Source organism: Psychromonas sp. CD1, assembly GCF_002239585.1.
In the GTDB taxonomy this organism is placed as follows: Bacteria; Pseudomonadota; Gammaproteobacteria; order Enterobacterales; family Psychromonadaceae; genus Psychromonas.
The window spans coordinates 219,496-241,907 of sequence record NZ_NDFH01000002.1; the positions used below are offsets into that span (position 1 = coordinate 219,496).

15 protein-coding genes and 3 pseudogenes are annotated in these 22,412 nt (G+C 37.1%); 15 read left to right on the forward strand and 3 right to left on the reverse strand.

Annotated features, from left to right (window positions below):
* The first annotated feature begins 98 nt into the window (after positions 1-98).
* Complete coding sequence (epmA, locus tag B8W84_RS01215) at positions 99-1,082, forward strand: elongation factor P--(R)-beta-lysine ligase (RefSeq protein WP_094751513.1); 984 nt, start codon at positions 99-101, stop codon at positions 1,080-1,082.
* Positions 1,083-1,195: 113 nt separating this feature from the next.
* Positions 1,196-1,456 (forward strand): DUF4404 family protein, encoded by a 261-nt coding sequence (locus B8W84_RS01220; RefSeq protein WP_094751514.1) that lies wholly within the window; start codon positions 1,196-1,198, stop codon positions 1,454-1,456.
* 81 nt (positions 1,457-1,537) lie between these two features.
* Here B8W84_RS01220 and rpsT read toward each other — a convergent pair whose 3' ends face one another.
* Positions 1,538-1,798, reverse strand: coding sequence for a 30S ribosomal protein S20 (rpsT, locus tag B8W84_RS01225; RefSeq protein WP_094751515.1), 261 nt, complete (start codon positions 1,796-1,798; stop codon positions 1,538-1,540).
* A 414-nt stretch (positions 1,799-2,212) separates the two neighbouring features.
* Here rpsT and murJ point away from each other — a divergent pair, with 414 nt between their 5' ends.
* The 6 genes and pseudogenes from murJ to glnB all read left to right on the forward strand — a co-directional run bounded on the left by murJ (position 2,213) and on the right by glnB (position 8,746).
* The gene (gene murJ / locus B8W84_RS01230; protein ID WP_094751516.1) at positions 2,213-3,781 is read left to right on the forward strand and encodes a murein biosynthesis integral membrane protein MurJ; all 1,569 of its coding nucleotides are present in this window, start codon (positions 2,213-2,215) and stop codon (positions 3,779-3,781) included.
* Positions 3,782-3,789: 8 nt separating this feature from the next.
* A pseudogene (ribF, locus tag B8W84_RS01235) lies at positions 3,790-4,713 on the forward strand (bifunctional riboflavin kinase/FAD synthetase).
* Positions 4,713-7,340, forward strand: a pseudogene (gene ileS, locus B8W84_RS01240) (isoleucine--tRNA ligase); the annotation flags it as partial. The pseudogenes ribF and ileS, both read left to right, overlap by 1 nt.
* Before the next feature lie 67 nt (positions 7,341-7,407).
* Positions 7,408-7,928 (forward strand): annotated as a pseudogene (lspA, locus tag B8W84_RS01245) (signal peptidase II).
* The gene (gene fkpB, locus B8W84_RS01250; RefSeq protein WP_374220138.1) at positions 7,906-8,340 is read left to right on the forward strand and encodes an FKBP-type peptidyl-prolyl cis-trans isomerase; all 435 of its coding nucleotides are present in this window, start codon (positions 7,906-7,908) and stop codon (positions 8,338-8,340) included. Before lspA ends, fkpB begins: the two are co-directional and overlap by 23 nt.
* Before the next feature lie 67 nt (positions 8,341-8,407).
* The gene (gene glnB, locus B8W84_RS01255; protein WP_094751517.1) at positions 8,408-8,746 is read left to right on the forward strand and encodes a nitrogen regulatory protein P-II; all 339 of its coding nucleotides are present in this window, start codon (positions 8,408-8,410) and stop codon (positions 8,744-8,746) included.
* 121 nt (positions 8,747-8,867) lie between these two features.
* Here the strand turns inward: glnB and bamD are convergent, their stop codons facing one another.
* The gene (gene bamD / locus B8W84_RS01260) at positions 8,868-9,629 is read right to left on the reverse strand and encodes an outer membrane protein assembly factor BamD (protein ID WP_094751518.1); all 762 of its coding nucleotides are present in this window, start codon (positions 9,627-9,629) and stop codon (positions 8,868-8,870) included.
* 171 nt (positions 9,630-9,800) lie between these two features.
* Here bamD and rluD point away from each other — a divergent pair, with 171 nt between their 5' ends.
* The 3 genes from rluD to clpB all read left to right on the forward strand — a co-directional run bounded on the left by rluD (position 9,801) and on the right by clpB (position 14,269).
* Positions 9,801-10,769, forward strand: a complete 969-nt coding sequence (gene rluD, locus B8W84_RS01265) for a 23S rRNA pseudouridine(1911/1915/1917) synthase RluD (protein WP_094751519.1) — start codon at positions 9,801-9,803, stop codon at positions 10,767-10,769.
* A gap of 41 nt (positions 10,770-10,810) precedes the next feature.
* Complete coding sequence (gene pgeF / locus B8W84_RS01270; RefSeq protein ID WP_094751520.1) at positions 10,811-11,572, forward strand: peptidoglycan editing factor PgeF; 762 nt, start codon at positions 10,811-10,813, stop codon at positions 11,570-11,572.
* A gap of 126 nt (positions 11,573-11,698) precedes the next feature.
* On the forward strand, positions 11,699-14,269 hold the full coding sequence (gene clpB, locus B8W84_RS01275) for an ATP-dependent chaperone ClpB (RefSeq protein ID WP_094751521.1): 2,571 nt from the start codon (positions 11,699-11,701) through the stop codon (positions 14,267-14,269).
* 99 nt (positions 14,270-14,368) lie between these two features.
* Here clpB and B8W84_RS01280 read toward each other — a convergent pair whose 3' ends face one another.
* Positions 14,369-15,961: an ABC-F family ATPase gene (locus B8W84_RS01280; protein ID WP_094751522.1), complete on the reverse strand. Its 1,593-nt coding sequence runs from the start codon at positions 15,959-15,961 to the stop codon at positions 14,369-14,371.
* A 556-nt stretch (positions 15,962-16,517) separates the two neighbouring features.
* Between B8W84_RS01280 and tsaE the strand changes: the two genes are divergently transcribed.
* The 4 genes from tsaE to miaA are packed head-to-tail and all read left to right on the forward strand — an operon-like array spanning position 16,518 to position 22,340.
* The gene (tsaE, locus tag B8W84_RS01285) at positions 16,518-16,976 is read left to right on the forward strand and encodes a tRNA (adenosine(37)-N6)-threonylcarbamoyltransferase complex ATPase subunit type 1 TsaE (protein ID WP_094751523.1); all 459 of its coding nucleotides are present in this window, start codon (positions 16,518-16,520) and stop codon (positions 16,974-16,976) included.
* On the forward strand, positions 16,973-19,549 hold the full coding sequence (locus tag B8W84_RS08085; RefSeq protein ID WP_094751524.1) for a LysM peptidoglycan-binding domain-containing protein: 2,577 nt from the start codon (positions 16,973-16,975) through the stop codon (positions 19,547-19,549). The genes tsaE and B8W84_RS08085 overlap by 4 nt, the downstream gene beginning before the upstream one ends.
* An 18-nt stretch (positions 19,550-19,567) precedes the next feature.
* Positions 19,568-21,394: a DNA mismatch repair endonuclease MutL gene (gene mutL, locus B8W84_RS01295; RefSeq protein WP_094751525.1), complete on the forward strand. Its 1,827-nt coding sequence runs from the start codon at positions 19,568-19,570 to the stop codon at positions 21,392-21,394.
* A complete protein-coding gene (gene miaA / locus B8W84_RS01300) occupies positions 21,387-22,340 on the forward strand; it encodes a tRNA (adenosine(37)-N6)-dimethylallyltransferase MiaA (protein ID WP_094751526.1) in 954 nt (317 codons plus the stop codon). Before mutL ends, miaA begins: the two co-directional genes overlap by 8 nt.
* Positions 22,341-22,412: the final 72 nt, after the last annotated feature.

Below are 22,412 nucleotides of genomic sequence, written 5' to 3' on the forward strand. Positions count from 1 at the left end.
AGTCTCTTGTTTAATTATTATTTTTTTTAAATGTAGAGTAGGCTGACGTTTTGGGCGCAGTTTGATAAACTTTAGTTTTTAAATTTAAAGGAAAAAACATGAACTGGTTACCGAATGCAGATATTATTTTATTAAAAAAAAGAGCTCTGATAATACAAAAAATTCGCCAGTTTTTTATAGATAGAGAACTATTAGAAGTTGAAACGGCAAGCTTGAGTCAATCCGGTGTAACAGATCAGCACCTTATGTGCTTTAAAACACATTTTATTGGACCAGAAATTAGTTCTTCTAATAATAGGGGGCCATTAGGTGTGCCTTTATACTTGCAAACTTCTCCTGAATTTCATATGAAACGTTTACTTTCTGCGGGAAGTGGTTCTATTTTTCAAATTTCAAAAGCATTTCGTAATGAAGAGTCGGGACGCTATCATAATCCAGAATTTACATTATTAGAGTGGTATCGTATCGATTTTGATCATTTTAAATTAATGCAAGAAATGGATGAATTATTACAACTTATTTTACATTGTGATGTGGCAAACAAGATAACGTATCAACACGCATTTATGAAGATACTTGATGTCGACCCTTTAAATTCGACATTAAAGGATTTAAAAAACGCAGGTGCTAGCCTTAATTTAGGTGATGTTTTAAATAATGAAAATGATTTTGATACGGTTTTACAATTACTCTTTTGCGTTGCGATTGAACCTGTCATTGCGAATGAAAAACCTTGTTTTGTGTATGATTTTCCTGCATCACAGGCTGCGTTAGCACGTATTAGCCCGCTTGATGTTCGTGTTTCTGAACGTTTTGAGGTGTATTATAAAGGAATAGAACTCGCAAATGGCTTTCATGAGCTTAAGGATAGCGATGAACAATTGCGACGTTTTAAAAATGATAACCGTTTACGTAAAAAAAATGCGTTACCTGAGATGCCAATAGACTTTCGTTTTCTGGCTTCGTTGAATAAATTGCCTAATTGTGCGGGGGTAGCGCTGGGCATTGATCGTCTAGTCATGTTGGCGACAGAGCAAAAACACATAGATAAAGTCATTGCATTTCCGATTAAAAATGCATGAATATACCTTTTTAAGTAGGCAGAGATCACTGTTTTTATGTTCTGTGACCTTTTGTTAATTTATTTGATCTATGATAAGTAATAGATGGGAAATGATTATTTGTTGAGGTGATTATGTCAATACAAAAAATAAAATCTGAATTTGATAAACTGTCTGAAATTTTAAACAACGATCTTATTGCGGATGAATGTACTGCTGGTGCGTTAAAAGAGGTGCATGATCAATTGCAAGAGGCGATATTATCGGGTGATCCCGCACAATATTTACGTAATAGAAAAATAATGCAACAATTGTTACTTTTTGAAGAAACAAATCCGGTGGTCACAAAAGTGATTAAAGATATTCTGAATACACTTTCGGGCATGGGGATTTAATATTGAGTAAATAGATTAACCAATAAATGTTTGAATATAAAAAAACCGACATAAAAGTCGGTTTTTTTATTCAGTCTAAAATTAAAGTGCTTTAATTTTAGCTGATAAACGGCTTTTCTTACGAGCAACCATATTTTTGTTTACTAAGCCTTTAATTGCAAACTTATCTAGCATTGCTTGTAATTTAATAAACTCTGTTTTAGCAACTTCTTTATTACCAGCTTCAATCGCTACAATAACTTTTTTAATTAAAGTACGCATCATTGTACGACGGCTAGCATTATGTTTACGGCGTTTTTCAGATTGAATCGCACGTTTTTTAGCAGACTTGATATTAGCCAAGATCTTAACTCCTAAATTCTGTATAACAAGGTATAATCAAAGATCGGGGAATATGCCTTGTAACACGTGTATTGTCAAATGGTTTTTATTATTAACCGCTGAAAAAAACTGTGAATGATCCTGACAGATGGTTAAACTGCGCGCATTTTATACTTTACATTAGGAAGATGCAAATTAAGAACTATTTAATTTGCATCTTTTTGCTTTGTTTTGTCAAAATAGTTATTTTTGTTGTGCTTTTTCCTTGTAACATGCCTCTGAGTATATTGTTTTTCAGTATGCTAAAAAATATATGATTTATGATTTTTGTGTTTTTTTTGAGCGTCTGTTATGTCTGCTACTTTACATTTGGTTACATGGCTTAATATCGGGTGTTAATTAATAAATTTAATGAATAAAGTTTAGGGGATTTTTGTGAGTAAAAAGTTATTAAGGTCAGGGTTAATTGTAAGTGTAATGACCCTTGTTTCTCGATTGTTGGGACTAGTGCGGGATGTTGTTACCGCTCATTTAATGGGAGCGGGTGCTTCCGCTGATTTGTTTTTCTTTGCCAATAAAATTCCTAATTTTTTACGCCGTTTATTTGCTGAAGGTGCTTTTTCTCAAGCTTTTGTTCCAGTACTTACAGAGTACGAAAGGAATCAGCCTAAAAGTGAAATAAAAAAATTAGTGGCGGCAGTCTCTGGAACATTAGGTGGCATTGTGACGCTGATAACCCTAATTGGTGTACTAGGCTCGTCAGTTATAACCGCGTTGTTTGGTTTTGGGTGGTTTTTAGAATGGTATAATGGGGGACCCGATGCTTATAAATTTGAATTAGCATCAAGTTTACTTAAAATTACGTTTCCATATTTATGGTTTATTACTTTCACCGCACTTTCTGGTGCAATTTTAAATACACTCGGTAAATTTGCTGTCGCTGCATTCACTCCGGTTTTTTTAAATATTTCTATAATTATCTGTGCGTTACTTCTTTCACCACATATGGCCCAGCCTGAATTTGCGTTAGCCATTGGTGTATTATTAGGGGGGCTCGTTCAGTTTTGTTTTCAAATTCCTTTCCTTTATAGAGAAGGTTTATTGGTTCGTCCAAAATGGGATTGGCATCATCCTGGTGTTGTAAAAATAAGAAAACTAATGCTTCCTGCATTATTTGGTGTGTCGGTAAGTCAAATTAATATGTTATTAGATACATTTATTGCGAGTTTTTTACAAACGGGTTCGATTAGCTGGCTTTATTATTCAGAACGATTATTAGAGTTTCCATTGGGACTTTTTGGTATCGCGATTGCGACAGTGATATTGCCAAGTTTATCCGCTTCACATTTGCATAAATCTAATGATGATTTTAAGAAAACCATTGATTGGGGAATTCGCATGGTATTTTTATTGGGAGTGCCTGCAATGCTCGGCTTGATTATTTTAGCGGAGCCAATGTTACGTGTTTTATTTATGCGTGGTGAATTTGGTATTAGTGATATAAACCATGCAGCAATGAGCTTATGGGCCTATGGCTCTGGGTTACTCAGTTTCATGTTAGTAAAAGTATTAGCGCCAGCATATTATGCCCGACAAGATACCAAAACACCGGTAAAATTCGGCATCATTGCCATGCTTAGTAATATGATCCTTAATGTTATTTTTGTGATCCCGTTTGGTTATGTGGGTCTTGCTATCGCGACAGGATTGTCAGCTTCGTTAAATGCAGGTTTATTATGGTTTGGTTTATATCGTCGGGGTATTTACGATAAGCAAGATGGGACCATTTTTGTATTATTTAGAATCGTTATCGCATCGTTAGTGATGGGGGCTGTCATGTTTTATTTTAATCCTATATTACTTGTTTGGAGTCACTTATCTCAAATAGACGCGATGTATAAACTTGCGCTATTTATTTTGTGTGGGGCGGGTGGCTATGGTCTTTTGGGCGTTGCTATTGGCTTGCGTCCGCATCATTTTAAAATATCGTCAGCAAGCATTTAATGACGCTAATGGAATTAGTGCGTGGTATTCATAATCTTAAAACGGCCGACCAAGGCTGCGTCTTAATTGGTAATTTTGATGGCATTCATTTAGGTCATCAAATTGTTTTATCTCGCCTATTGCAGGAAGCTAAGCGCTTACGCGTTCCTTCCATGTTAATGACATTCGAGCCACAACCAGCAGAATTATTTTTAGGTGCAAAAGCCCCTGCTCGCTTGAGCCGATTGCGCGATAAATTTGTGCAATTGCAAAAATTAAAATTAGATCGATTATTGTGTATTTCGTTTACGCGAGAATTTGCTAATATGGAGGCTCACACCTTTATCAATGAATTATTGATTTTGAAATTAAATGTAAAGTTTTTAGTCGTGGGTGATGATTTCCATTCGATTGGGTATCAGCGCAAAGGTAACTTTGAGTTACTTGAGGCGGGTAAAAAACAGGGTTTTGTGGTACTTGATACACAAAGCTTAATGCATCAAGATCTGCGAATAAGTAGTACCGCTATTCGACAATTTTTAGCGTCTGGTGAATTACAACAAGCTCAAAAAATGTTGGGACGAAAATACAATATAGCGGGACGAGTAAGTCATGGTAAAAAATTAGGACGAACGATTGGTGTCCCTACTGCTAATATCTTTTTAAAACGTCGTGTCGCACCTGTTCCAGGTGTTTTTGTGGTCAGTGTTCAAGGTATCGCTGGACGCATTTATCGTGGTGTGGCAAACATAGGCACAAGACCTACCGTCAATGGAACTCGCAACAGTTAGAAGTACATATTCTAAGATTTTGAGGGTGATCTTTATGGCTCTCAGCTACAAGTGATTTTAGAAAAGAAATTACGAGATGAAGTTAAGTTTTGCTCATTTGACGCTTTAAAAGAACAAATAAAAAAAGATATTACGCAAGCCCAACAGTGGCATAACAATTAATTAATAAAATATTAAAAGATATTATTATTAAATCTAAAACGTTATCTGATTTTGATGCACCTTATATTCCCGGTTGGGATTGTCATGGCTTACCGATTGAATTAAAAGTAGAACAAAAACACGGTAAACCTGGTAAAAAATTAACACCTGCACAATTTCGTGTCAAATGTCGTGAATATGCGGCGCGCCAAGTAGATGGTCAACGTAAAGATTTTAAGCGTTTAGGTGTACTTGGAGACTGGGATAATCCTTATCTCACTATGGATTTTAAAACGGAAGCAAATATTGTGCGTTCGTTGGCTAAAGTTATTAGTAAAGGGCATTTACTTAAGGGCTCTAAACCTGTGCATTGGTGTACGGATTGTGGATCAGCTCTTGCTGAAGCGGAGGTTGAGTATGAAGATAAAATGTCGCCTGCCGTTGATGTTGCTTTTCGAGCGATCGAGACTGAAAAGGTACTCGCTTGTTTTAATGCGCAAAGTGATGACTTAGGCTCAGGGGATATTTGTATTGTTATCTGGACAACAACCCCTTGGACACTCCCCGCTAACCGAGCGTTGGCGTTGGCTGCCAAAGTAGAATATTCCTTAGTGCAAGCAGGCTCTCGTCGATTAATCTTAGCGACCAGTTTAATGGAGAGTTGTTTGCAACGTTATAAAATTGAAGATGCTAAAACATTAGCAATTTGTAGCGGCATTGATTTAGAAAAACAATTATTTAAACATCCATTCTTAGATCTAAAAATACCTGCAATTGTTGCTGATCATGTTACGGTTGAAGCGGGCACTGGTTGTGTGCACACAGCTCCTGGGCATGGACAAGATGATTATGCTGTAGGTCTTAAATATGACTTAGAAGTCGCGAATCCTGTCGGTGATAATGGTGTCTTTCGTGAAGACACTGAATATTTTGCAGGTATGCATGTTTTTAAAGCGAATGATCGTGTTGTTGAAGTCTTAACTGAAAAAGATGCATTACTTTGTTATCAACCGGTGAAGCATAGCTATCCTCATTGCTGGCGTCATAAAACGCCTATTATTTTCCGTGCGACACCTCAATGGTTTATTTCTATGGATCAAAAAGGATTACGTGAGAGTGCACTAAAAGAGATAAAGGATGTGAAATGGCTACCAACTTGGGGTGAAAAACGCATTGAAAAAATGATTGAAAACAGACCTGATTGGTGTATTTCACGTCAACGAACGTGGGGTGTTCCCATGGCGTTATTTGTACATAAAGAAACGGATGAATTACACCCTAATAGCATCGAAATGATGGAACTGATTGCCCTGAAAATTGAAAAAGAAGGGATCCAAGCGTGGTGGGATCTTGATGCGGAAACATTATTAGGTTTTGAAGCGAAGGAATATCGTAAAGTAACCGATACGCTTGATGTTTGGTTTGACTCTGGTACAACCCATGAAACAGTAGTTGCTGCGCGTGATGAATACAAAAAAGCGGATGCGAGTTGTGTTGAAATTGATCTTTATCTTGAAGGATCGGATCAACATCGAGGTTGGTTCCAATCTTCTCTCATGACGAGCATGGCAATTAAAAATAAAGCACCTTATAAAGAGGTGTTAACACATGGTTTTGTGGTGGATGGAGACGGTAAAAAAATGTCGAAATCCTTGGGTAATGTTATGTCGCCACAGACGGTAATGAATAGATTAGGTGCGGATGTATTGCGTTTATGGGTTGCTTCTACAGATTATACTGGCGAGATAACTGTTTCAGATGAAATATTAAATCGCAGTGCGGATAGTTACCGTCGTATACGTAATACGGCGCGTTTTTTATTATCTAATTTAAATGGATTTGATCCTAAAACGGATATGGTTGCTAATGCGGATATGGTCGCACTAGATCGTTGGATAGTTGGGCAAGCCGATGCATTACAAAAAGAGTTAATCGTTGACTATGACGCATATAATTTACACAGTGTACATAAGAAATTAACTCATTTTTGTTCGATTGAACTAGGTAGCTTTTATTTAGATATTATTAAAGATCGCCAATATACAGCAAAATCGGATGGGCTAGCACGTCGTAGTTGTCAAACTGCAATGTATCATCTCATTGAAGCAATGGTACGTTGGATAGCACCTATATTGAGCTTTACTGCGGATGAAATATGGGGCCGTATGCCAGGTAGTCGAGATGAGTTTGTCTTCACTGGCGTTTGGTATGATGGTCTTTTTGCATTAAATGAAAATGAAATATTAACTAATCAAACGTGGGAAAAGGTAATAGCAGTACGTGCAGCCGTTAACAAAGCTTTAGAAGTTGCACGTAAAGATGGCGTGATAGGTGGTGGCTTAGAAGCGCAAGTTATTCTTTATGTTAGCGATGAATTAAAAAGCGTGTTAGATGCTTTCTCTGATGAGTTACGTTTTATATTAATCACTTCAAAAGTCACCCTTAAAGCGTTTGTGGATGCGCCCGTTAATGCATTTAAAACAGAAGTTGATGGTTTAACGGTTGTTATTGAAAAAAGTGCACATACAAAATGTGAGCGTTGTTGGCATCACCATGAAAGTGTTGGTAGTAACAATACACATGTCTCTTTATGTGTGCGTTGTATCACCAATATAGAGGGTGAAGGGGAATCAAGAAAGTTTGCCTAATGTAAAATAAAGTTGCATAATTATATAAAAAAACGCCTTAATATTTTAAGGCGTTTTTTATATAGAGATGACACAAAATGTTGAAAAATCGGGAATTCGCTGGTTATGGCTAACCATGCTTATCTTGTTGTTAGATCAAGCGTCTAAATATTGGGTGGTCGAAGGATTTGAGTTGCATCAAAGTATCGAAGTATACTCCTTTTTTAATTTTACTTATGCACGAAACTATGGCGCCGCCTTTAGCTTTTTAGGCGATGCAGGTGGTGTTGGCAACGTTATTTGTTTACGGCAATTGCTGTACTGGTTTCTGTTTTTTTAGTGTATTCATTACAAAAAAACAGTATAAAAAAACACCTTGAAAATATCGCTTTTTCATTGGTGCTGGCTGGCGCGTTAGGTAATCTTCTAGATCGTTTGATGTTTGGTTATGTCGTTGATTTTTTAGATTTTAATTTAGGTTTTTATCGCTGGCCAACCTTTAATATTGCAGATATTTCTATTTTTATAGGCGCTGCTTTATTGATTTTAGAGAGTGTCCTACATGTCGCTAGAGAGGAAAATAAAGATGAACATAATAAAAGAAAATAGCTCTGTCTTAATGCATTTTTCAATACGGTTGGCAGATGGATCAGCGGTTGATAGCAGTAAAGTTGCGAATAAACCGCATAAATTTATATTAGGTGATGGTAGTTTGAGTGCTAATTTTGAAGCCTCTTTATTGGGGTTAATCGAAGGTCAATCTAAAACGTTTACATTAGCACCGGAAGATGTTTTTGGTTTAGTAAATCCAGATAACATCCATCATCTAGAGCTTAGTCATTTCAATAAAGAAGCCCCTGCTGAAGTCGGAACTATTATTGCATTTACACAACCCGATGGTAGTGAATTACCCGGAATTATTCGAGAAGTTGTCGCGGAGAGTGTCACTGTTGACTTTAATCATCCCCTTGCAGGGCAAACGTTAACGTTTGATATTGATGTTTTAGAAGTGTTAAATTAGGAGCTTTTTACGTATGATGCTTTCTATACAATATTTTATAACATAGATTAAAAATAAAGAGATCATGATGAAAAAAATCGAGGCTATCATTAAACCATTTAAAATGGATGATGTACGAGAAGCGCTTGCAGATATAAACATTACGGGGATGACTGTCTCTGAAGTGAAAGGCTTTGGTCGTCAAAAAGGACATACTGAGTTATATCGTGGTGCGGAATATATGGTTGATTTTTTACCTAAAGTTAAAATTGAATTAGTGGTAAAAAAAGAAGATGTAGAGCGTTGTATTGAAGTGATAATGCAAACTGCACAGACTGGGAAAATAGGTGACGGAAAAATATTTGTTATGCCAGTTGAACGTGTTATTCGCATCCGTACGGGCGAAGAAGATGCGGAAGCTGTTTAATTTGATGTATTCTTTATTCTTGATGAATGTGATAAAAAGCCGATGTTATCTCGTGAACCTCGGCTTTTTATATTGGGCCTGAAAAGATATAATAAGAAGTATATCTTCGTTATATTATCTCTTATTTAAGAAGGCGATTTTTGGGATAATTCATTTTTAAAATGGCCAGTGCATTTTCTTTTGGCACGATTAAATCAAGTTTGTCATAGCATGTTATCATAAGCGTTAATGCATCTTCTACGGCAGAGCTATCCGGGTAATTGTTTAAAATTATTTTAGCACGGTTAATACTAGCAATGTAAGCTTCTCGTTTAAAATACCATTGTGCGATACTGAGTTCGTAACGTGCTAAACGAGACTTAATAGATACCAGTCTTTTGTGTGCATCAAGCGCATATTGGCTTTTTGGGTAGAAGGTAATGACGTAAGAAAAATCTTTAAATGCTTGCAATGCAAGGCTAGGATCTCGCTCAAAACGGTCAATATTAAAGAGGCTCTGAAAAAATTGTTGATCAGCTCCTATCTCTGTAAGGCCACGCATGTAGTATAAATAATCAAGATCTGGATGAGTAGGGTTTAAACGTATAAAACGGTCGATATTAGCAAGGGCTAAGGCGCTTTCATCACGTTTATAATAGGTGTAAATAAGATCTAATTGAACTTGATCTGAATAGGGTCCAAAAGGATAGCGACTATCTAAAGCTTCTAGTATTTCACTCGCTTTTTCATAATTTGCCGTTTGTAATTGAGTTTGAGCATCTTGGTATAAAAGACTGGGTGCTTTATCTTCTACCTGTGGCTTCTCTGTTTTCGATGAAGAGCAGCTACTGATAAATAAAACAATCAATACGGAAGTGCTTATTAGTCTGAGGATCTTTTTCATAAGTGTTATAATACCTATAACTGAATTAATAATACGAAGTAAAACGCACAGTATCTTCGATCAACTTGCAAAAGAAAAGTTAAAAAAGAGAAAAGTGTCAAGATCTTCGATTAAATCGTATAAATAAAATTATTGACGCAATATGCGCAGAGAAAGAGAAGAGAATAAAATATGAGTCAACCGTTACATTTAACTGCAGAAGTGACCGTTCAGCAACTGGGATTTCGTTTAGATAAAGCACTGGCTGCATTATTTCCCGATTATTCTCGTACGCGTATTAAAGAATGGATTTTAGATGATCTTGTTAAAATTGATGATGTAATAATTAATCGTCCTCGCGAAAAAGTATACACAGGGCAACAAGTTGAAGTGAACGCCACGTTAGAAGACGAAGTTATTTTTCAAGCGCAAAATATCCCATTGAACATTGTTTTTGAAGATGAGCATATTTTGGTTATCAATAAACCTGCGGGTTTAGTGGTCCATCCTGGCGCCGGTAATCCTGATGGGACTATTTTAAATGCTTTATTATATCATTTTCCAGAGATTGTCGAAGTGCCACGAGCTGGGATAGTGCATCGCCTTGATAAAGATACTACCGGTTTAATGATTATCGCTAAAACGGTACCCGCTCAAACACATTTAGTGACAAGTCTACAAGCGCGTGAAATTACACGTGAATATGATGCTATTGCGATGGGTTGCTTTACGGCAGGAGGACGTGTTGAAGCGCCGATTGGTAGAGATAAAGCAAATCGCGTAAAAATGGCGGTTGCAACGGTCGGAGGAAAGCATGCCGTCACACATTACCGAGTGGCTGAAAAATATCGTGCACATACGCGTTTACGCTTACGTTTAGAAACTGGGCGTACGCATCAAATTCGTGTTCATATGGCACACATTGGGCATGTATTAGCAGGAGATCCCGTTTATGGCGGACGTCCTCGCCCACCCAAAGGTGCTAGTGAAATGCTAACAACAACATTACGTAATTTCAAGCGTCAAGCTTTGCATGCAACTATGTTACGTTTAGAGCATCCTATTACGGGTGAGATAATGGAGTGGCATGCGCCAGTACCTGAAGATATGCAGAAATTATCCGCGGTGCTACGAGCGGATGCTATTTTTTATGAGCAGTAAAATGTTGTAAGTATTACCTCTAGATGGTGCTAAGGAGTCGGATGTTAACGTTAATCGAACCAAACTGGTCGGCTCCTAAGCATATAAAATGCTACTCAAGCACACGAATAGGTGGGGTTAGTAGTGGTGTTTACCAAGGTTTAAATTTAGGTCTACATGTCAATGATAAGCCTAATTTGGTTTTGCAAAATCGTAAAAAGTTACAACAACATTTATCTTTGGACTCACCTTTTTATTGGTTAAATCAAACACACAGTACTACGTTATTAAACTTAGATGGACATAACAATACATATGCAACCGAAGCGGATGCTGTCTGGACAGTTTTAAACCAACAAGTATGTGTCGTTATGACTGCAGATTGTTTACCTATTTTGTTGACAGATAAAGTGGGATCTTTTGTTTGCGCCATTCATGCCGGTTGGCGAGGTTTATGTCATGGTATTATTGAGCAATCTATAGAGCATATTTGTGCACAACGACAGATAAGCAGTCGCGATCTTTTAGTTTGGCTCGGTCCTTGTATTGGCCCTGATGCATTTCAGGTTGGTCCGGAAGTTCGTGCTGAGTTTATACGTCATCATGCTCAAGCAGAATTCGCTTTTTATGCTCAAAATGAAGCTTACCTTGCTGATTTACATGCCCTAGCACGCTTACGTTTACAAGTTTTGAATGTGGCAGAAATCAGTGCGTGCAAATCTTGTACCTTTAGTGAACCTCAACTTTTTTATTCATATCGTCGTGATGGCCAATGTGGACGAATGGCGACACTTATCTATATTGATGAAACGTGTAGAGTATAATCTCATTTTTATATTTGAAGTACTTATCGTTTAGTAAAAAAATATCACTCTGCCTCTAAAACTTTTCTTTTAAACCTTGAATTAAAGACAACATGATAGCATCTTAGTAATACACAGGAGGCTATTATGCGCTTAGATAAACTTACCAGTAAATTTCAATTAGCTATCTCAGAAGCCCAATCTTTAGCATTAGGGCATGATCATCAATATATTGATGGCATTCATCTCATGCGTGCATTATTAGATCAAGAAGGGGGGGCTATTCGTCAAATTTTAGCAGATTTAGAAGTTAATATTAATATTTTTAGATCTCGTCTTTCTAGCGCATTAGAGAATATTACACGCATTGTAGATAGTGGTGGGGATATTCAGCTATCTGCGGAACTGGGTATCTTATTTAATCTTTGTGATAAATATGCACAAAAAAACAAAGAAAAACTTATTTCCTCTGAATTTTTCTTATTGGCGGCTTGTGACGATAAGGGGGTGCTCGGTGATATTTTAAAACAGCTTGGTATCGAAAAAGATAAAGTGCATCAGTCGATGAAAAGAATGCGAACGGAACAAAATAAAGAAGGCAATGACCAAGATAAAGCACTCGCAAAATTTACTATTGATCTTACAGAGCTGGCGGAATTAGGAAAATTGGATCCTGTTATAGGACGTGATGATGAAGTGCGTCGTATGATCCAAGTTTTACAGCGTCGTACGAAAAACAATCCTGTGATTATTGGAGAGCCTGGTGTAGGAAAAACCGCCTTAGTAGAGGGGCTTGCACAGCGTATTATTAATGGTGAAGTTCCAGAGGGGTTAAAAAACAAACGTGTTTTATCTTTAGATATGGGGGCTTTAATTGCGGGTGCTAAATATAGAGGTGAATTCGAAGAACGTTTAAAAGGGGTACTGTCTGAGTTGGCCAAAAAAGAAGGGCAAGTGATCCTTTTTATTGATGAGCTACATACTATGGTAGGGGCAGGTAAAAGTGATGGTGCTATGGATGCAGGAAATATGTTAAAACCTGCATTGGCTCGCGGTGAGTTGCATTGCGTGGGCGCAACGACATTAGATGAATATCGAAAATATATTGAAAAAGATGCTGCACTTGAAAGACGTTTTCAAAAGATACAAGTTGATGAGCCAAATGTAAAAGATAGTATTGCTATTTTACGTGGACTTAAAGAACGCTATGAATTACATCATAAAGTAGAAATCACCGACCCTGCTATCGTGGCGGCAGTTACCTTATCGCATCGTTATATACCGGATAGGCGTTTACCGGATAAAGCGATTGATTTAATTGATGAGGCTGCTTCAAGTATTCGCTTGCAAATGGACTCTAAACCCGAATGTTTAGATAAATTAGGACGGAAAATAATTCAGTTAACAGTAGAGAAAAAATCTCTTAAAGATGAAACTGATGATGCGAGTATGCAACGATTAAAAGATTTAGAAGCATCATTACGTCAAAAAGGAAAAAAATATAAAGAATTGAACGAAGTCTGGATAACTGAAAAAGCGGCACTTGCGGGTACCCAAAACATAAAAAAAGAGCTGGAACAAAGACGTTTAGATCTTGATGTCGCAACACGTACTAGCGATCTTACCCGAATGTCTGAATTACAATATGGACAGATACCGGCTCTTGAAAAAAAATTAGATTTGGCCACACAGGCTGATATGAGCGATATGACACTATTAAAACATTGTGTAACAGAAAAAGAGATAGCAGAAATATTAGCACATTGGACAGGGATCCCGGTTAATAAGATGCTTCAAGGTGAGCGTGAAAGATTATTGGAAATGGAAAAACATTTGCATACTCGTGTTGTCGGACAAAATGAAGCGATTAATGCGATTGCTAATGCCATAAGACGCAGTCGAGCAGGCTTAAGTGATCCTGATAAACCTATAGGTTCTTTTTTGTTTTTAGGGCCAACAGGTGTAGGTAAAACCGAATCATGCAAAGCATTAGCTCATTTCTTATTCGACAGTGAAGATAATATGGTGCGTATTGATATGTCGGAATTTATGGAAAAGCATTCTGTGGCAAGATTGGTCGGAGCACCTCCGGGGTATGTAGGTTATGAAGAGGGTGGATATTTAACCGAAGCTATACGGCGTAAACCTTATTCTGTGATTTTACTCGATGAAATAGAAAAAGCACATCCCGATGTATTTAATATTTTATTACAAGTCCTCGATGATGGTCGCCTAACGGATGGACAAGGAAGGACAGTCGATTTTAGGAATGCGGTCATAATTATGACTTCGAATATAGGTTCCGATATTATTCAAAATTCATTTGAAAAATCCAGTTATGATGAGATTAAACAACGTTTGTTAGGTCTTTTACGTGATCAATTTAAACCTGAATTTTTAAATCGAATTGATGAAATTGTGGTCTTTCATCCATTAGGACATAAGCACCTTAAATTGATTGCCACTATTCAATTAAACAAATTGAAAACACGTCTTAAAGCGCGGAATTACTTTTTATCCTTTAGTGATGCGAGTGTCGACTTTATGGTAGAGGCTGGTTATGATCCGGTTTACGGGGCTCGCCCTTTAAAACGTGCAATACAGCAATTATTAGAGGATCCCTTAGCGCATAAAATACTCTCCGAAACATTAAAAGAAGGGCAAAATATAAATGTAGATGTGCTTGATGGTGTACTTGTTTTTAATCAATCAAGTTAGGCTGATGTGGTTGTAGAAACGAGAAAAGTAAATGTTTTATTGGTGCTTATGCATAATAAAAAAGGGTGTTAACCCTTTTTTATTTCAGAGAAGAAGAGTTTAAATTTCTACACCCTGACTTGTTAAATACTCTGCATAAGTGCCGTGGAAGTCTATGACTTCATTTTCTTTTATCTCAATAATTCGTGTCGCAATAGATGATACAAATTCGCGATCATGACTGACGAAAATTAATGTGCCATCATAGTTCTCAAGTGCTAAATTAAGAGACTCAATAGATTCCATATCCAAGTGATTCGTTGGTTCATCCATCAGTAAGATGTTGGACTTATCCATCATTAGTTTACCAAAGAGCATACGTCCTTGCTCGCCACCAGAAATGATTTTAACGGATTTTCCAATATCATTTGAGCCAAATAATAAGCGCCCTAATGTGCCACGGACGAATTGTTCATCATCACCTGGTTGCATCCATTGAGCCATCCATTGCATAAGCGTTTGATCTTTTTCAAAGGCATACGAATGATCTTGTGCGTAGTAGCCTAAGTTGGCATTTTCAGACCATTTAAATGAGCCTGAGTCCACATCGACGAGACCCATTAATGTGCGTAGTAACGTAGTTTTTCCGACACCATTTTGGCCAATAATTGCAACGCGTTCGCCCACTTCAATCATTAAACTTAAATTTTGAAATAATGGTTTATCAAAGCTTTTACTGACATTCACCATTTCCAGCGCATTACGGAACAATTTTTTATCTTGTTTGAATATAATATACGGATTCACTCGGCTAGATGCTTTGACTTCTTCGAGTTGGATTTTATCCATCTGTTTTGCACGAGATGTTGCCTGTTTTGCTTTAGATGCATTTGCTGAGAAGCGACTTACAAAATCTTGCAATTCAGAAAGTTGTGCTTTTTTCTTGGCATTTTGTGATAGTAAGCGTTCACGGGCGGCGGTTGCCGCTGTCATATATTCATCATAGTTACCAGAATACAAGCGTAATTCACCGTAATCGATATCGGCCATATGTGTACAGACAGAATTTAAGAAATGGCGATCATGAGAAATAATTACCATTGTACATTGACGTGCATTTAATTCAGCTTCAAGCCAGCGAATTGTGTCAATATCCAAGTTATTGGTTGGTTCATCAAGTAACATAATATCTGGATTTGAAAATAGGACTTGGGCAAGTAGTACTCGTAGTTTCCAGCCGGGAGCGACTTCTGACATTAAACCATAATGTAATTCAAGGGGAATACCTACACTGAGTAATATTTCTCCTGCGCGAGAATCTGCAGTATAACCATCCATTTCTGCAAATTCAGTTTCAAGTTCGGCAACTTTCATACCATCTTCTTCGCTCATTTCAGGCAGTGAATAGATACGATTACGCTCATTCATTACTGTCCACATTTCTTTATGGCCCATAAGAACGGTATCAATAACGTTAAACTTTTCAAAAGCAAATTGATCTTGGTGTAATTTTGCAATACGTTCATTAGGATCTTTATTTATATTGCCTGCACTCGGCTCAAGATCACCGGTTAAGATCTTCATAAAAGTAGATTTACCACAGCCATTGGCGCCGATCAAACCGTAACGGTTACCCGTACCAAATTTAACTGAAATATTTTCAAAAAGTGGTTTTGCACCAAATTGCATGGTGATATTGTTTGTACTAAGCAAGGCAATGTTCCTAAATTAAGCATGAATAAAAAGTGCTACTATTATACCTATGATACCTCAAGATGCAAAATCAGAGCGCATAATAAATGCTTATTTTATCCGCAGAAGTAAATAGTTAATGTCTATAGTCGGGCGTGTGGCTTAGTATTATATATCGTCGATGTTTTTTTATATAAAATATTTTTAATATTTACAACCTTGAGTCTGATGTCATAAGTCTTCATATAATATAACTACAAATATAATTCTATTTGTAAGTAATTGTCGCCGAGTTTCAAATTATTTTTATATTGTAGTTGCGTGATAATAACCTTGTCTGGTGGTATTTTTTAAATGTTGATGGTTTTTTGTAATGAGAAACCAACTTAAGTAAAAATAGACAAGACTTATATACGTTTGTTAGTGATATCGATAATGTTTTACATTATCTCTTAGTGGCGGTTAAAACCTGCTTTTGTATTCATGATTTTTCTGCTGTATTAGCTGTAAAAACAGAGTGTAAAGATTAATTTTAGAGCGATCTTTCCTCCTATATTAGGAAATTAGTAAACCCATAATGGTTGATTTATATAAAGAAAATTTAATGAGCGCAGAGGATACTGTGCGGTTTGGTCGACGTTTGAGTGCTGCGTGTGATACTGCTATTTGTATTTATTTACACGGTGATTTAGGCTCAGGTAAAACAACTTTGACCCGAGGTTTTATTCAAGGGTTAGGTCATAAAGGCCATGTTAAAAGCCCTACTTATACACTTGTTGAACCCTATGAGTTAGAGAACTGGACTGTTTATCATTTTGATTTATATCGGTTAGGTTCACCTGAAGAGTTAGAATTTATGGGTATCCGTGATTACTTTACAGCGCAAAGTCATTGTCTTGTAGAATGGCCAGAACGAGGTGAAGGTGTTTTAACGCAAGCGGATATTGATTTAACATTACGTTATGTTGGCGAGTTACGTAGTATTGAATTACAAGCTAATACAGAAAATGGACAAAGAGTGTTACAAAAATTATGAAAGTGTTAAAAATACGACTGACCTTATCTTTATTGATTATTAATTTCTTATTCTGTTTTTTTTCGGGTTCTGTTTCTGCCGGAGTGCAAAATAAATTAAATAGCGTACGATCTTGGCCTTCTCCAGATAATACTCGTGTTGTTTTGGACTTGTCAAAACAAGCAAGATATAGCATTCATTATTTAAAAAAGCCAGATCGTTTAGTGATAGATCTAAAAAGCACAACTAGTGTTCTCGATTTTAAAAAAATAAAACATACGGGACCTTTAGTTAAAAATATTCGGCGTAGTATTACTCGGCAATCGGGTGTATATCGGTTAGTTATCGATTTAAAACAAGCAAGTAAAGCGGTTGTTTTTTCTCTTTCTCCAGAACCTCCTTACGGACATCGATTGGTCATAGATTTACCTTATAAAAAAACAATAAAAACTAAACCGGAAAAAGTGATTAGAAAAATAACGCCGGTTGGACGTAATGTGATCATTGCGGTTGATGCGGGGCACGGAGGAGAAGATCCAGGTGCATCAGGGCGTTTGACTCAAGAAAAAAAAATCACATTGCAAATTGCTCAGCGTCTTAAAAGACGCATTGATCAACAAAAAGGCATGTCGGCGATATTAATTCGTACGGGGGATTATTATATTAATTTAAATAAGCGCTCGGAGTTAGCTCATCAGGGAAAAGCTGATTTCTTAGTGTCTATTCATGCAGATGGCTTTACATCAAGTCAGCCAAGTGGAGCATCAGTATGGATTTTGTCAGATAGACGAGCCAATTCTGAAATGGGGCGACGTATGGAGCGTCACGAAGTTCATTCTGAATTGTTGGGGGGTATTGGTAATATAAAAAATGAATCTTCGAGCGTTCCTTTTTTAAATAAAATGTTTTTTGATATGTCTAAATCTAATTCAATGTTGGTGGCTGAAGAAGTCGCCTATAATGTTGTCGCTGAATTAAATAAAATAACAAAATTGCATAAGAAGAAACCAGAGAGTGCCAGCCTTGCGGTATTAAAGTCACCTTATATCCCCTCTATTTTAGTTGAAGCAGGATTTATTACTAATTATCGAGAGGAGCGTTTATTAGGCCAAGCGTCTTATCAAAACAAAGTGGCTAATGCGATTTTTAATGCGATTTATAAACATTTTATAGACTCGCCTCCGCATGATTCATTATTCGCTCAGCGTAGACGTACAATCAAACATACTGTGCGTAGTGGTGAATCATTATCTAATATTGCTCAACGTTATAGCATCCCTCTTCTGCAATTAAAATCTTATAATAATTTACACTCTAACCGGCTTAAAATTGGCCAGACATTAAAAATCCCTGCAGATTATGAACTCGTTGTAAAATTGGAAGATAAGACTAATAATCTTTCTTTAGTTGAAGATATATGGCAAAAAACACGCATATATAAAGTTAAAAATGGAGAATCACTCTCGATTATTGCGCAACGCTATGGCTCGACAGTTAGCCAATTAAAGCAAAAAAACAATTTGCACTCAAGTGTGTTATGGGTTGGACAAAAAATAAAAATACCCGGAGGCATGGAGACGAATATCTCTTCGCAAGATAAATATAAACAACGTATTTATAAAGTGCAACAAGGGGATACATTATCTGAAATTGCAGCTAAATATGATATATCATTAGCGCAAATTAAACGTTTTAATACATTACGCTCTAACTCTGTTTTTGTGGGGCAAAAATTATACTTGAGTGCGTTAAAGAATAGCGCGTCAAATATTTATAAGCGTGCTCAAATTAAAATATATACCGTAAAACGTGGCGACTCATTATCGGTGATTGCACATCGCTATGGACTAATAAGCGCACAGCTTAAAAGCTTTAATCAGTTACGCTCGACAGAACTTGCGATTGGGCAAAAATTGCGTTTAACTGCGCCTGTTTCATCGCGTGCAAAAATAACAAAACGCGCGCGCATACATCGAGTTAAACGTGGTGAATCATTGTCGGTAATTGCACATCGTTATGGGCTAACCAGCGCGCAGCTTAAAAACTTTAATCAATTACGTTCTACAGAACTTGCGATTGGGCAAAAATTGCGTTTAACTACACTGGTTTCATCGCGCCAAAAAGTAACACAACTCTCGCGTACGCATAAGGTTAAAAGTGGTGAATCATTGTCGGTGATTGCGCAACAATATGGAACGACGACAGAATGTTTAAAACGTATTAATCAATTACGTAGTAGTGTTTTGAAAATAGGACAAAAATTAAAGTTATCGGATTTTAGAACAGCATCAAAAGATAGAGTGCATAAGGTTCGTTCAGGTGAAAATTTATCTGGGATAGCAAAGGAAAATGCGCTTAGCGTCACAACATTAATGCGTTATAATCAATTGTCGTCAAGTTCTTTAAGTATTGGGCAGATAATAAAAATACCAGCGGTTAATGCTGTTGCTACTCCCTATAAAGTTCGTCGTGGGGAATCTCTTTCTATTATTGCTCAGCGTTATGGGGTATCGGTAAAGAAATTAAAACAATTTAATCATTTAAATACAACAGATATTTCTGTTGGGCAACGGTTACGTATTCCTGTTAGTTAAATTTTCGGATCTATCATTATGCCTATTAAAATTTTAGCCCCTCGTCTCGCTAATCAAATTGCTGCGGGTGAGGTGGTTGAACGGCCCGCATCGGTCGTTAAAGAGTTATTAGAAAATAGCTTAGATGCGGGTGCTACGCGTATTGATATTGATATCGAAAAAGGTGGCGCAAAATGTATACGTGTGCAAGATAATGGGAAAGGGGTTGCAAAAGATCAACTCACTTTAGCATTAAGCAGACATGCCACGAGTAAAATTAGCCACTTAGATGATCTTGAAGCGATAACTAGTTTGGGATTTCGAGGCGAAGCATTAGCAAGTGTTAGTTCAGTTTCGCGTTTAACGTTTACTTCTAAGCCCGAGCAGCAAAATCAGGCTTGGCAAGCCATTGCCGAAGGTCGTGATATGGACGTGCATATTAAGCCATGTGCGCATCCACAAGGCACAACCGTCGAAGTGCTAGATCTGTTTTTTAATACTCCTGCTCGGCGACGTTTTTTAAAAACAGAAAAAACAGAATTTCAACACATTGATGAATTAATCCGTCGTTTAGCGCTCAGTTATTTTAATATCTCTTTTACGTTAAAGCATAATGGTAAAGTGATACGTCAATATCGCGCAGCGCAAACACAGGCGCAGCAACAAAAACGTCTGGCGAGTATTTGTAGTGAAAGCTTTGTAAAAAATGCATTACATTTTGAAAGTGCGGATCAGGGTTTAAAAATATCGGGTTGGATCTCAAATAGATTATCGCCAAGGACATTAGGTGATGTGCAATATTGTTATATTAATGGACGAATTATTCGTGATAGGTTGGTTAATCATGCAATAAAGCAAGCATATGCGCGTTTATTGCCGACAGGATTATTCCCTGGATTTGTGATTTATATTGATTGTCCTGCTGAGCAAGTAGATGTAAATGTACACCCATCTAAACATGAAGTGCGTTTTCATCAAGCTCGTTGGGTACATGATTTTATAGTGAGCACGTTGAGTATGACGTTAAATGATCCTGACATGTTAATGCAACAAAGTCAGAACTTGGCAGATGAGTCGGAACAGCACCGTTTAAATGTAAGCTCATCAAATGTTGGTTTAAGTAAGGCATCTATATCTTCACCATCAAACATTCACCCTGCACCTAAACACAATTATCAATCAAGCATGGATAATGCACAGATTAATGCGTATTGTGATTTTATTCGTCCTAATGAGTTACCGGCTCCTTCGGCGCTCGTGGCAAAAAAGGTAAAGCACACTTTGGCGTTAGCATTAATCGAAAATCGTTATTTATTAGTACAAAGGGAAATCTCACAGAGCAACCCACAAAGTGAACGAGCCTTATGCCTTTTATCCTTAGTGAAAGCCGATAACTTTTTACAACAAAAAATATTATTTGAGGCATGGCAAAATGGAGAAGTAATAGCTCAGCCGTTATTATTACCTGTACGTTTATCATTGAATTCAGAATTATTACCATTAAGCACTCATGTTGAAATTCTTTTACAACGTTTAGGCTTTCACATAAAACTAAAAATGCAGAAACTCATTGTTAACAAGGTGCCTACATTATTGCGCCAAGCCCCCGTTGCTAAAATATTGCCTGTATTATTAGAGCATTTAAAAAATTTCCCTGAATCATTAACGGATCTTGAGGTTAATGATTTTTGTTCATTGATAGTGCAGACATTATTAGTACAACAAACACAAGAAAAGAAATGGAGCATGCACCAAGCAAACGAATTATTACAACTTATCGAACAAGATAGTTTTCAATCAACATCTCAAGGGCTTTTTTTAGAGCCCGATCTTTCTCTTTTACTGCAAGGCGTCTGTGATGCATAAACACCCTTCTGCTATTTTTTTAATGGGGCCAACGGCTTCGGGTAAAACGGATCTTGCGATACGCTTAGCAACACAAGCAAACTGTGAAATTATTAGTGTGGACTCTGCTTTAATTTATAAAGGTATGGACATCGGTACAGCGAAGCCAACGCTTAGCGAACGTCAACTTGCACCACATGCTTTAGTAGATATATTAGATCCAGTACAAGCGTATTCAGTTGGCGATTTTCGGAGGGATGCATTATCTTTAATGGCTTCTATTTGTAAGAGGGGTAAGACTCCGTTATTAGTTGGCGGTACGATGTTGTATTACAAAGCATTAATTGATGGGCTTTCACCATTACCTGCTGCAGATTTGGATATTCGTGCGCAAATTGAGCAAGAAGCGCAACTGTCGGGTTGGCAATTTATGCATGAGCAACTTGAGAAAATAGACCCTATAGCGGCGAAAAGGATCCATGTTAATGATCCGCAACGTCTTTCACGAGCACTTGAAGTTTATCGAATATCGGGTAAAAGCATGACAGAGCTCACGCAAATTAAAAGTGAGCCTATCCCTTTTAATGTTCGCCAATTTGCGATTGCACCCCAAGAAAAATCGACATTACATCAACGTATTGAGTTACGTTTTACGAAAATGTTACAAGCTGGATTTGAGCAAGAAGTGAGAGAGTTGAAATCACGTGCAGATTTACATATGGATCTTCCCTCAATGCGTTGTGTGGGTTACCGGCAAATGTGGCAATATTTAGAGGGTGAAATTGGCTATGATGAAATGCAATTTAGAGGTGTTGTCGCAACACGTCAACTTGCGAAGCGGCAAATGACTTGGCTACGTGGTTGGAAAACAGAGTTAACTTGGCTTGAGAGTACAGATTCGTGCAATTATGATAAAATAATGAATGAATTAATAGGCAGATTCAACCTTGAAGTGCATAACCGCTAAGCCGCAAGTGCGGTTATGTGTTCTGCCATAATTTGAAGTGGCGTTTTAAAAAAAAGTTTCTTTCTCGGTCTA

Coding starts and splice junctions, on each gene's coding strand:
- clpB (WP_094751521.1), top strand. CDS start 11,699: ATGCGCTTAGATAAACTTACCAGTAAATTTCAATTAGCTATCTCAGAA.
- epmA (WP_094751513.1), top strand. CDS start 99: ATGAACTGGTTACCGAATGCAGATATTATTTTATTAAAAAAAAGAGCT.
- mutL (WP_094751525.1), top strand. CDS start 19,568: ATGCCTATTAAAATTTTAGCCCCTCGTCTCGCTAATCAAATTGCTGCG.
- tsaE (WP_094751523.1), top strand. CDS start 16,518: ATGGTTGATTTATATAAAGAAAATTTAATGAGCGCAGAGGATACTGTG.
- miaA (WP_094751526.1), top strand. CDS start 21,387: ATGCATAAACACCCTTCTGCTATTTTTTTAATGGGGCCAACGGCTTCG.
- rluD (WP_094751519.1), top strand. CDS start 9,801: ATGAGTCAACCGTTACATTTAACTGCAGAAGTGACCGTTCAGCAACTG.
- pgeF (WP_094751520.1), top strand. CDS start 10,811: ATGTTAACGTTAATCGAACCAAACTGGTCGGCTCCTAAGCATATAAAA.
- B8W84_RS01220 (WP_094751514.1), top strand. CDS start 1,196: ATGTCAATACAAAAAATAAAATCTGAATTTGATAAACTGTCTGAAATT.
- B8W84_RS08085 (WP_094751524.1), top strand. CDS start 16,973: ATGAAAGTGTTAAAAATACGACTGACCTTATCTTTATTGATTATTAAT.
- fkpB (WP_374220138.1), top strand. CDS start 7,906: ATGAACATAATAAAAGAAAATAGCTCTGTCTTAATGCATTTTTCAATA.
- bamD (WP_094751518.1), bottom strand. CDS start 9,629: ATGAAAAAGATCCTCAGACTAATAAGCACTTCCGTATTGATTGTTTTA.
- glnB (WP_094751517.1), top strand. CDS start 8,408: ATGAAAAAAATCGAGGCTATCATTAAACCATTTAAAATGGATGATGTA.